Below are 11697 nucleotides of genomic sequence, written 5' to 3' on the forward strand. Positions count from 1 at the left end.
AAGGGGAGGGGACCGGATTTGCTAAGGGGAGGGGACCGGATTTGCTAAGGGGAGGGGACCGGAGGTGGTTTGTACAGGTTGGTTTTCGCTTCTCTAGCCTGCGTAGGCAGGCTTTGTCTGTGTAGCCGCACCCTTTAGGGTGTTGGCTTGCTTGGGACCCAGAAGACTGAATCCTGCTCAATTGCAGCAACGAGTTAGAAAGATAACAATCAGGGATACAATAAAACAACATTAAGGTTTCTCTAAGCTTCTAGCTCTCCAGTCTCGACTTTCTCTTAAGCCGTGGAGACCGCAGGGCGAGGATTCCCCAACGGGAAGTGCAGTCCGGAGGCGATCGCCTTTAGTCCCGACTGACATTTCTAATGTCTGGGAAACTTAACTTTCCTCCCGGTGATGACCTCTGGAACTTCACCGGACCGCTAATGACTGCAACCCATGCCACAAGCTGGGGTCTAGGGCCTGAGAAACTACTGAACCTGTATTGCTTTTTACCTAAGTAAACTATGCCAGCGAATTCCTGGCCCGAAAACAATTCCTGTGAGGAATTCGAGCCTCTTCATTTGATTTTGTCTGCTTTTGAAGATTCTGATCAGGTCGAAGACTTATCCTATCCGGGATATCAGGGTCGCCGACGCAAAGCCGGGGTATTGCTATTGGGGATTTCTATTCTCACCCTAATCCTCCATTTCCTCTCTTGGGGATATTGGCTAGTATTGGGCTTTACAGCACTCTTAGGACTCCATGCGATTCGGATTATCCGGGGGAAAGCATTTCCCACCCCCCAACCCCTGGACCCGGAAGACCGGGAACACTGGCCCCAAGTTTCCTTGCTGGTAGCGGCTAAAAACGAAGAAGCCGTGATTAGTAAGCTGATTGATGTCCTGTGCAATCTGGATTATCCTCGCGATCGCTATGAAGTTTGGGCGATCGACGATAACAGCAGCGATCGCACCCCAAAGGTGTTACAGCAACTCGCCGAAAAATACGACAACCTCAATGTTTTTCGTCGTTCTGCCGATGCCACCGGGGGAAAATCTGGGGCGCTCAATCAAGTCATCCCCCTCACCAACGGAGAATTTATTGGGGTCTTTGATGCCGATGCTCAAGTCTCCCCGGACTTCCTGCAACGGGTCCTCCCCACCTTCCATCCGCCCCAAGTGGGGGCTGTGCAGATGCGAAAGGCGATCGCCAATCCCTCGGTCAATTTCTGGACCAAAGGACAAGTGGCAGAAATGGCCTTAGATAGCTATTTCCAACAGCAACGCATTGCGATCGGTGGCATTGGGGAACTGCGCGGTAACGGTCAATTTATCCGGCGTCAAGCCCTCGATCGCTGTGGCGGATTCAACGAAGAAACCATCACCGATGACTTGGATTTGACCATGCGCCTGCATTTGGACCGTTGGAATGTCCAATTTATCACCGTCCCCGTTAAAGAAGAGGGCGTAACTCATCCCCTGGCCCTCTGGCATCAACGCAATCGCTGGGGAGAAGGGGGATATCAGCGGTATTTAGACTATTGGCGGCTGATTTTCAGCGATCGCCTCCCGGTTTCCAAATCCTGGGATATGTTTGCCTTTTGGATTATCCAATATTTCCTCCCGGCAGCAGCCATCCCCGATTTAATCGGTGCGATCGCCTTCAAACATTTCCCCATTTACAGTCCCTTAACCACCCTTGCCATGACCCTTTCCCTCGTGGGAATATTTACCGGGCTCCGGCGCATTGACCGACAAACCGCTCAAACCGCCAAATCTCGCCCCAAATCACCCCTCCAGACCCTAATCCAAACCGTGCGGGGTATCATTTATCTCCTGCACTGGGTTGTGGTAATTTCTAGCATCACCCTCCGGATTTCGGTCCGTCCCAAACAGCTCAAATGGGTGAAAACCGTTCATCAAGGCACCGGGGAATTACCCGCGTAATTCTCCCTCCCAGCAATGTAGGGGCGAATCGCGAATCGCCCCTGATTGGCGGGTTTGCGATGGGTAAATCCTGTCCCGTCAAAAATCCAACCCCCCAAAGGGGTCATCTTTTAAATCATCCCCGGGATTGGGACTCTCTACAACCTCCCCAATTTCCTCCGAAAAACTCGGGTTTTGAACATCCCTGGTGTGACTAAATTCTCCCTCGATTGCCTGACTCCTAGCCTTTGCCTCGGGGTCATCTGGGAGGTTGATTAATTTCCCATTAAAATGGTTACTAAATCGTTGAGCAGCCCGGATGACTTCATCATCATCGGTCTCCTCACCCCGGAGGATATCCCGTCTCCCCGTCGCCCCAACGGACACCGGAGGGCGATTTTCTGGCCCTCTACCCGTTTCAATTCGGGGGTCTTGAGCAAGGGGTTGATCCGGTGAATTTTGCGGATTGGCGGGGCTTTGTGGCGTCGAATTGGTCTGTCCATTGCCCGTCGGTGCAGCCGGTGGCTCCATCCGGGCTGAGGGGGGTTCGGAATGACTAGGGGCGATCGGAGTAGAAGCGGGAGCAGGTGCATCCCCAGACACCTGAATCACCACTTTAACTCGCAGATTAAACGCCTTTAAAAAGGCAGCTTCCATATCAGATATCTTGCTCTGAGCCATCTTAAACAGGTTTGGGGAGCGAATGGCAATCTGAGCTTGGTTGTTACTAAATGCAATCAGCCGTCCATGTTCATTCAACAGGGCTTTGCTGCCCAGGGAAAGATATTCGAGCAAAGTTTGCCAGGTTTGTTCCAGGTTGGCACTCGGCTCTAAACCAACAGGTTCCGGGTTCCCAGACCCCTGAATCGGTGCCGATGCCGGGGGAGAAACAGGGCGATTTTCCTGGGGAGAGACTGCGCCAACGCCTCCGGATGGTGACTCCGAACTCCCGACATTCCTCCCCTGTACCGGGGGAGACTGAGGGACATTTTCAGCCGTGGGAGGGCGAGAAGAAGCTCTCCCCGGTGATGCCGAATTCCCACCCCCTCGATTGGATTGGAAACTGGATGTTTCTTGCCGTCCCTGAGTCGGTGTAATTAAAGCCGAGGACAATAATCCCAACAGAGTCACTTCTAACCATAAGCGAGGTTGAGTGGTATTTTTAATTTGCCCCTCGCTGCTGCGTAAATGTTGTTGTCCGGCTAAAATAGTAGCCATGTCCCAGTCTTGAGCCACCGCACATAACTGTTGCCAAGTCGGAGGAGTAACGGCGACTAAATCAGGACGATGGGGTGCAGTATGAGCGATTAATAAATCTCGATAAAACCCGGCCAAATTTTGTAAAACAATCAACGGTTCTCGACCGCGATTCATCAATTCTCGGACTTTATCGAGGACTTGTTCAGCATTATTGGCGGCGATCGCCTCTAACAACTGAATCAAATCTCGCTCGGGAACCGACCCCACCAAATCCCAAACCCGCTCCACCGTTACCTGTTCTTCCAGCAACGAAAGCTGATCCAGGAGACTTTCTGCATCTCGCAATCCCCCCTGAGCAATTTGAGCTACCGTTAAAACCGCTTCATCGCTGATATTAATGGTTTCATTGCCCGCAATATGCTTCAAATGCTGAACCATTGAATCCACAGGAATCCGGCGAAAATCAAATCGCTGACACCGAGAAATAATCGTCGGCAAAACTCGTTGGGGGTCGGTTGTTGCTAATACAAAAACGACGCGATCGGGTGGTTCTTCTAAAGTCTTCAGCAAGGAGTTAAAAGCTGCCGTACTCAGCATATGGCAATTATGAACTAACAGTCCATTGGCCACAAAGTTATGATTACTTTCGACTTCAATATCGTAAACTTGACGCGGAGATGCCATTTCGACGGATTCGACCTTCTCCAAACTTGTAATCCATTGATGGGATTGAATAGGGTTTGAGTTCATCCACAAACTTTCGGGTGGTATCTGCGTTTTCCCTACACCCACTGCCACCACTTCCCTAGATAGATTCAAGCTGGGCGAGGGTACTTTGGCGTCGATCGCGCTGTTTACGGTTTTCTGGCTCACTGAAGGCGCAAGAATGTTCATTCCGGGTTTCACTTGGATGGCAGCTATCCAGCCGTTTTCGGTCCGAATCAGATGATTGGCGGTGCATCGGATTTCTCGGTTACCTGTTTTAATAATCAGTGTTTGTCGTTCTCCCCGTTCTAGCCAGCGGAGAACTTTTTTCCATTCCCAGTTCCCGTTTGATTCGTTATAACTGAGAACCTGTTGGTTTTGCACAGAAGGGTCATCAATTCTCATCAACCCCTCAGCAGTTTGCACCAGGGTGTCACCCGTTAAACATTCGTCAATAATGTAAACTTTTTGGCGACATTGTACAGGTGCAAATTGCGCTCGTTCGATGAGTTCACGGATGTTATCAACCCCGGTATTGCTGGCGGCGTCAATCTCAATCGTGTCTAATGAGGTCCCTCTAGCAATGGTGCGACAGACTTCGCATTCACCGCAAGGGGTCTCGGTGGGACCGTTGCTGTTGAGGCAGTTGAGGGATTTGGCGAGAATCCGGGCGCTGGAAGTTTTGCCGGTGCCTCGGGGTCCGGTAAATAAGTAGGCGGGTGCAATTCGATTTTGGCGAATCGCATTGGTTAGGGTGGTGGCGATCGCCTCTTGTCCCACCAAATCCGCAAAGGTTTGGGGGCGATATTTGTGATGTAGCGGTTCGTATGGCATGGATGGGGGAAGAATATCAGCAGACAATACTGTTAAATCTGGAGGCAATGGCCGGTGGAATGGCAAGGCTGGAAATATCACCCCTAGAGATGGGGTGATGGAGAGGCAGTCAATATCCATAGAAAGCGCGATCGCCCCTCAAGGGTTCCCTCTTTCTACGGGTCTCCCTCTGTTGTGAAAAATTTGGATTTTTTTACCGGAGGAAAAAAGCTCCCCATCTCCGATTTTAAAGGGAAAAGCACGAATCCCCACTCTAAAATAGAATAGCACTGGCCTATTCCCTTCCTACCCATTTGGATAGATATCTGTGGCAAAGGACCCCGTTTAGGATTGGGCTGGAGCGCCTCCCCATTGACCCTGGAAGGCTCTGGCAAGGAAGGTCGGGGCAGGTTTGACGAAAGTGAAGGCAAGACACTGCCAGTATCGGAAAAATGCAGGGATGGGGTGGGACTCGGAATACAAAAGAAATCCGTAGGGACAGAGGGATAAATTTATCAATGATGCAGTTCATGCAACGGGTTGTGAAAACTTTGGGCCGAATCTGGCAGCAGCTTATCCGCTTGTGGCAACAGTGGTTTCGCCGATCGCCGCCTCAATCGTTCCCGAAAAAGCCGTCAAACCGAGTTCGGGTTGAGACGGTGAAGGGTCCTCTTCACCAACCCACCAAACCTCTATCTGCCGCAGAATATGAGTTTCTGTTTTCTGAATTGCTCGATGGGGTGCATCGGGGCTGGAGTCAGGCTCAGGTTACCCAATTTCTGAAGGAAATCGGACCAGAATCTGCTCCTAATGTCAAGGGTTCTGGAGCTGATGGTTCGGACAATGAAGTCTATGTGTTCTGGTTACGGCAGTTTGGCTCTCGTTTGCTGAATTCCCCGGTGCCCAATCATGAATTAGCAAGACGGATGGTGCGCTTAGGGCAGTTAAACTGTGGTCAACTCTGTGTTGTGGCGGGAGAAATTGGTCAAAATTTGCTCGATCGCGAGGCAAATACCCCGTCTTCATCCGCCGCTACACCGGACTCGCCGGTTTCCTCGGAATTTACCCTAGAACACTATTTACAACTGGGACAGATTCATCTCGATCGCCGGCAATATCCCTCGGCGTTAACCACTTTTGAACAAGGGGCAAACCATTCCCCGAATCACCCAGAAGTGTTGTATGGATTAGGGTTAGTTTGTCACCGCATGGGACTGTATCAAGAGGCGATCGGTCATTTAACCGAGGCATTAGCCCAAAAACCCGAGTTTGTGGCGGCCCTGACTCAGCGGGGGTTAGTCTATAAAGCTTTGAATGATTTAGAAGCGGCAATGGCGGATTTTGAATCAGCGGTGGGGATGAAACCGCGCACTCCCGAGGAATGTTGTGCCAGAGGTAAGGCGCTGATGCAGTTAAAGCAGCCGTTCGAGGCGATCGCCGCTTATGAAGAGGCCCTGACAACCCATCCCGAATCGCATCAGGGGTGGTATGACTGGGGCAATGTTTTTTATGACTTGCAGCGGTATGACGAGGCGATCGCGGCTTATGATAGAGCCCTGGACCTGCAACCGGACTATGCTCCAGCTTGGTTGAATCGTGGGGCCGCCTTGGGGAATCTGCATCGGTATGGCGAGGCGATCGCTGCCTTTGAGAAACTCCTGGAAATCCAGTCCCATGACTATCATGGCTGGTTGTGCCTGGGTCAAACCCTAGAACGGTTAAACCGAGTCCCAGAGGCGATCGCTGCTTATGAACGCGCCTTACAACTGCGACCCGATGACCCCACCGCCTGGAGATATCGCAACGCAGCACTCCTAGATATAAAAAAAAGCTAGGACGGCGACTGGCCTGACCTAGCTTGTCCCGGGATAACTGGGACCTATTATTTAACCGGACATCCCGGATGAGGGCAATGCAAGGGCCGCACCCATCACCGGACGAACCACTTTCATTCCGATTTAACCCGTACCCTGGTTCTTGTTTTCATGGGATTGGATGCGACTTGGGGGAGAGTTCGGCATCCCATGACCTTCTTGAGCATACTGTTGCCAGAGTTGAGCTAAACCATGAGCTTGTCCCTGGAACTCCGGATGAACTTGATACATTCGTCTGGGTCTTCCCCGGCCTTCGACCTTTTTCCAGTAACCCTTAATGACTCTTTCATTTTCTAAAAATTTCAGAGCGCTGTAGAGTACCGTATCCGAAAGTCGATAGGCTGGATATTCCCGCTCTAATTGCTGAATCAGTTCTGTGCCATAAGAGTCACCCGCCAAAAAAACTGAGAGAACATAACAGACGGTTAGTTCTTTATTCAGATAAATCGGCGGAGGGTTTTGAAAAAAGTCATAGATATCTTCAAAATTCATTTGAGTTACCCGCTGAATACCTCTTAAAATACCAATTGATACAGGAATTGACGCCCTGAAAGACTGACGTTTCGTAGCTTGCCCGCTCTATTGAGGGGTGAAAAATCTACAGTTCAAAGTCAACTCAAAGTCAACCCAGATACCGTCCCGAGCGTCGGGAAGATTGAAGATTTGTGATTGTGTTCCCGGAGGTATATAGCGAACCTAAATCAGTTTGACAATGGCTCCAAGCCCGAGACCCTAGGAGTGCGTTGGCGCCGCCTGTGCGGAACGCACAAACATCTTGCTCGCTTTCTTTATGTCAAACTGATTTAGACGGGCTATAGATGCGTTGCTGGATGAAACTGCCAGAGAAGCCAGTTAGTCAGCACAGCTTGAATCAGAATTAAGATCCTTTTAATTGCCTGAATTAGAATCGGAGTAACGGAAGGAAGTTACTCCAAATTTTCAGAAAATTTGTATTGCAGAAAGCTTAAAATATTTTCCTACAATACCGGAACAAAAGGAGCGCAAAACTCGTCTGATTGCCGCAATCTGGTTCAGGCGAATTTCGGTTAGAGTTAAGCCGGAAAATTTACCAGCTAACTAGCAAAAACCCCTCTCTCAAATTTTTTTATACAGACTCCTACTGAGGGAATCAGCGAAAGTCAGCACCCAAATAAAATAAATACAACTTCTGTAGACTTGAACCTGGGAACAGAACTTGTGAAAAATTATCTCTGACGGCAAGCCAGCCCTGATTTATTAGTAGTAATTTGCACCCCGGTTGATACCCACATAGACCGAGGGATGGATCATCAACACCTGCGATCGCTCGGGTTGGTCTATCGTTCAGTCGGCTTAATTGACTCAGGCAGAAGATGGCTTGATTCTCTCTAACCTGAGCGCACCCTTTCTCTTCCCTAGGCCGACTGGAGCAATACCGTTGAGCCTGTAGACAAGCTTGTAGTCATGAACCCTGCGGGCATTTTACCCCGATTTTTCTTTGAAAATCTGGGCAGTCAACTGGGACTGAGTTAACCCGGTTACTCGCGATCGCCATCCTCTCCCACGGCTCAAGTCAAGTTCGCCTGAAACTTGGCCTGAGTTGTACCCCAATTTCAAGCACGGATCATCAGATAGTGCTCAGACAAATCGCTAAAAAAACCCAGATGCTCAGAATTTACCCAAACGAATGGGGCGATCGCCTGCCGAAAAGATGCATTCTTATTGGGCTGACGCGCATCGGTGTTTTTTTGTTCTCTATTTTTCTTTACAAGTTAATTTAAAATAAACAGGGCAAATATAGCAATTGCACCTCAATATTACCAGGCAACGGCAATCCGGAGGTGTGGTGGTCTATGATTGAGCAAGAGCCGATCAATCTCAACGCTCCAAAACGGTAACTGCGTTCTGCGTATGTCAAATAAAACAGACTTAAAAGCACTTCCACCTCCCGTCCAGCGCGTCATCCCTGCCTTACGCCGAGTCGGCTGGATCAGTTTTTGGACACAGTTAGTTCTAGCCGTTGTTGCCGGACTGATTTTCTTATTTGCAATTTTGATTGAATCTCCGGCACCTCGGGAAGCTGCCAGAACCAGTAATGTCAGCATCGGTCCGGGCATTTTTTTTGCATTTCTGGGACTGGCTGCCCTCGGACTGAGTATCTATTGGGCTTATCGCTATACTCGCCTATCTCAACAGCTAAGTTCTGTAAATTCTAAGCTGCGCCCTGGTCCCGTGAAGACGGTGCAAATCGTGCGTCGGGGCTTAATGGTCAATTTAGCCGGGATGTTTTTTACCCTAATTGCTGCAGAAGCAATTGGCGGAATCCTCCTAGCCAAGGCCCTCCAATACCAAGGCGGTGGCTCTCTGGTGACGGCGTTGCGCCCCCAAGATTTTATTCAAGCCTTGGATATTTTTGTGGTGTTGGCGAATACCCATACAATTGTGGCCCACTTTATCGGGATTGTCACGGGACTTTGGTTGCTCAACTGGATCGATGTTAATACTCAGAAGGAACCCTGAAACCCTCGTCCAGGGGGTCGGATGGGGTCGAGGTTTCCTCAGCTTGGGTTACCAATCTAATGCTTCGGGTGGGGCTATTTCGGAGACGGCACAGGCGATCGCCTGTGAGGTAATCCCCGGTGTTTGCATCGGCAGCACCCCTTGACGAGAATCCCTCGCGGGGGCGGTTAAAGTTGGGTCTGGTTCTGGCACGATTGTGGGAGCAGATTGACTATTCATCCACCCCAGTCCCCCGATCGCCCCAGCCATGAGCGCGGTGTAGCCTACATACAGATGCAGGGGACTGACCGAAAATTCTAGGTTAAAGTCTTGATGATGCCAGGACGGTCCGGGTGCATTCTGTTTCGGGGGAATGGGTAAGAAATTCGCCAGTCTCGCCCCGTCTAAGCCTAAGACATCCCCAATTTTATGAATAAAACTCCGCAGATAAACCTCTTCGGGCAGCTTGGATAGATAGCCGTTCTCGATCGCTTCAATATGACGGCAAGGAACGAGGGTCTGTTTATGCAACTCCTGAATCAATAACCCGCGATCGCAGCGTGCCGCTTGCAGTTGTTGCCCAATTTGAGTCAGGCGATCGGCCCATTGTTGTTGCTGGGCGATGATTTGAGCTTGCTGTTGAGCTTGCTGCTGTTTTTTGTGACGTTGAAAGGGGTTGATTCTAGCAGGTGACGACAAGGGAGAGGGATTTAGGGCGATCGCGTCTCGATCTGTATCGCCAAGGGATTGGGAATGGCTTTCCGGTGTTCGGATGTCCTCTAATGCCTGGTACTCTGGGCGATCGCCGGACATCTGAGATAAATCTAGGTCATCCACGACCAACTCAGTCTCATTCAGGGGTTCTGAATCGTCCATAACCGGGGAAATCCATTGCTTGAGCGTCAGCCAAATCGCTTTTTTAGCCACCGCTTGTAGCAGCATAGAGGAACCATCAGCAGACTCACCGAGTCTCTGCTTGAGGAATCCCAATGCAGTCCGGTAAACTTTTGTCCGATACAGTTCCGACTCAATTTGAGCGAGGAGAACTGTCATTTCCTCTTGAGGTAGTGTGGCCTGGGAGATGGTTTCAAATGCCATGATACTCGTTAAATCGGGGGACTTCAGTGATGAGTAACTGAATGAAAGAACAGTTAACCCCCGATCCTGTCTTCGCCTAAAATGTTGAGTTGAGTCCGAAGTTAGACTCAGGTCTGGCTAGACAGGTATTCAGGGAGAACCTGTATCTGAGTATCTTCATTCCGGGGATTCGTACCCGTTCCGGATGGAACGTTGCCTCCAGGGGTTACAATCAGCACATGGAAAGAGCGACTACTGCAATGGATTCCTAACGAGTACCGTCCTCGCCATCAAACGTTTCCCCTCAAGAATGGTAAGTTTTGGCTCCATCGGAGCAAGATTGTTGACCCCGAATCTGCCAAACCCGCACCGGGGCGATCGCCAAGAGTCCCACGCCAAAAAATAGAAATCGGATCAGTTCCCTCCCGTGATATTCTGGTTTTGCCCTAGGATTTGCTCTTCCTGGGTTCAGGGCAATCAAAAACCTGTACGCCTCGACCGAAATGCGGGAAGGGCGTTTTCCGGTTTTCTGATTCCGTTTTGCTCCTCGCTAGTGCTCTTTATCTTCCTATTATCTGTCATGTCCCGATCGGAATCATCAAAAGAGAATGGGCAATCCCACACTTCATCCACAATTTTGACGGATGAGTCCGGGCGATCGCTATCTTGTTACATCGAACATTCTGTAGAAGTAAACGACAAGACTTACGTTTTACTCACTCCTATTGATACGCCGGTGGAAATTTTCGCATGGCAAGCTGAGGATGAGGATGATGAACCCATTCCTATTAGTGAGGAGGAAGTGGATACTATTTTTGATACGGCTAAAGCGGTCCTCGAAGAACAAAACCTCACCCTCAAACGCAGCGCAATTACTCTGACGGTTAGTGGCGATCTTCCGGAATTTACGGAAGAGGAAATCAGTGATGATGAGCTAGGTGAAGCGGCAGAATATGAGGAACTTCAGTGGTTAGCCAGTTTTTATCATGAAGAAGCCGAGTATGCCATCTACTCTCCTTTGGATCCCGTATTCATTTTGGCGCGCCTCAATGAAGACGGAAACCCTGAGTTACTTTCTGATGAGGAGTTACAGGAACTTGAGCCGATGATGTCTACTTTAGAAGGCATGATCGAAGAACGGTTGTTTGAAGAACTCGAATAACGACGAAACAAGCACTGTCCTGAGTCTGACTCAGTAACCCAATTAGATGTGGGACTAGAATCAATAGTTAAAGCCCGATCAGTCCCATTTCAACAAAAATTTTAGGGGGATTAGCCGCTAAAGCTCACCTACAAATCAGGGTTCGTCGGCGATCGCATTGGAGCTTCTCAACTCAGAGTTGACCCGGGCTCTGGTTCGTCACCAGGGTGACCCTTGCTGGACCCCCCAGAGAGGCGACTCCAACTTTTAGGAAATCAGGGCTTAGATCCACAAAGCAGAAGATCCCTGGCCGGAAAATTACCCTCTAGCTCCATGAGTTATCTAAGCCCGAGTAGAACATACCACCGGATTCCCCGTCTGATGTGGAGTCTATCAATTCAGAGATTAAAGACTACTCTGGAATAGGTCAATGCCGCGGTAAACTACCCAACGCTGACTGAGTACAGTACAGCGTGGGCTTTTAAAGCCTAATGTTTACCAGACT

Annotated in this window: 8 protein-coding genes; 4 read left to right on the forward strand and 4 right to left on the reverse strand. The window is 49.8% G+C overall.

Translation table 11 applies throughout. From position 1 onward, the window contains the following. Window positions 1-503 precede the first annotated feature (503 nt). Window positions 504-1925 carry a glycosyltransferase family 2 protein gene (locus tag J0895_RS01870; RefSeq protein WP_207086449.1) on the forward strand — a complete coding sequence of 474 codons (1422 nt, stop codon included), beginning with the start codon at window positions 504-506 and terminating at the stop codon, window positions 1923-1925. 78 nt (window positions 1926-2003) lie between these two features. Here J0895_RS01870 and dnaX read toward each other — a convergent pair whose 3' ends face one another. Then, window positions 2004-4643, reverse strand: a complete 2640-nt coding sequence (gene dnaX, locus J0895_RS01875; protein ID WP_242540982.1) for a DNA polymerase III subunit gamma/tau — start codon at window positions 4641-4643, stop codon at window positions 2004-2006. 497 nt (window positions 4644-5140) lie between these two features. On the opposite strand from dnaX, the gene J0895_RS01880 reads away from it, so the two are divergent. Next, window positions 5141-6457, forward strand: coding sequence for a tetratricopeptide repeat protein (locus J0895_RS01880; protein WP_207086451.1), 1317 nt, complete (start codon window positions 5141-5143; stop codon window positions 6455-6457). 123 nt (window positions 6458-6580) lie between these two features. Here J0895_RS01880 and J0895_RS01885 read toward each other — a convergent pair whose 3' ends face one another. Further along, window positions 6581-6988, reverse strand: coding sequence for a PadR family transcriptional regulator (locus tag J0895_RS01885; RefSeq protein WP_207086452.1), 408 nt, complete (start codon window positions 6986-6988; stop codon window positions 6581-6583). A gap of 1398 nt (window positions 6989-8386) precedes the next feature. On the opposite strand from J0895_RS01885, the gene J0895_RS01890 reads away from it, so the two are divergent. After that, entirely contained in the window at window positions 8387-8995 is a 609-nt protein-coding gene (locus J0895_RS01890; RefSeq protein ID WP_207086453.1) for a DUF3611 family protein, read from the forward strand. A gap of 48 nt (window positions 8996-9043) precedes the next feature. Here J0895_RS01890 and J0895_RS01895 read toward each other — a convergent pair whose 3' ends face one another. Both J0895_RS01895 and J0895_RS01900 read right to left on the reverse strand, forming a co-directional pair. Then, entirely contained in the window at window positions 9044-10072 is a 1029-nt protein-coding gene (locus J0895_RS01895) for a helix-turn-helix domain-containing protein (protein ID WP_207086454.1), read from the reverse strand. Window positions 10073-10355: 283 nt separating this feature from the next. Beyond that, on the reverse strand, window positions 10356-10532 hold the full coding sequence (locus J0895_RS01900; RefSeq protein ID WP_207086455.1) for a hypothetical protein: 177 nt from the start codon (window positions 10530-10532) through the stop codon (window positions 10356-10358). A 99-nt stretch (window positions 10533-10631) separates the two neighbouring features. On the opposite strand from J0895_RS01900, the gene J0895_RS01905 reads away from it, so the two are divergent. Next, complete coding sequence (locus tag J0895_RS01905) at window positions 10632-11213, forward strand: DUF3727 domain-containing protein (RefSeq protein WP_207086456.1); 582 nt, start codon at window positions 10632-10634, stop codon at window positions 11211-11213. Window positions 11214-11697: the final 484 nt, after the last annotated feature.

The sequence above is a fragment of the Phormidium pseudopriestleyi FRX01 genome (assembly GCF_017313335.1).
GTDB classification, from domain to species: domain Bacteria; phylum Cyanobacteriota; class Cyanobacteriia; order Cyanobacteriales; family Laspinemataceae; genus Laspinema; species Laspinema pseudopriestleyi.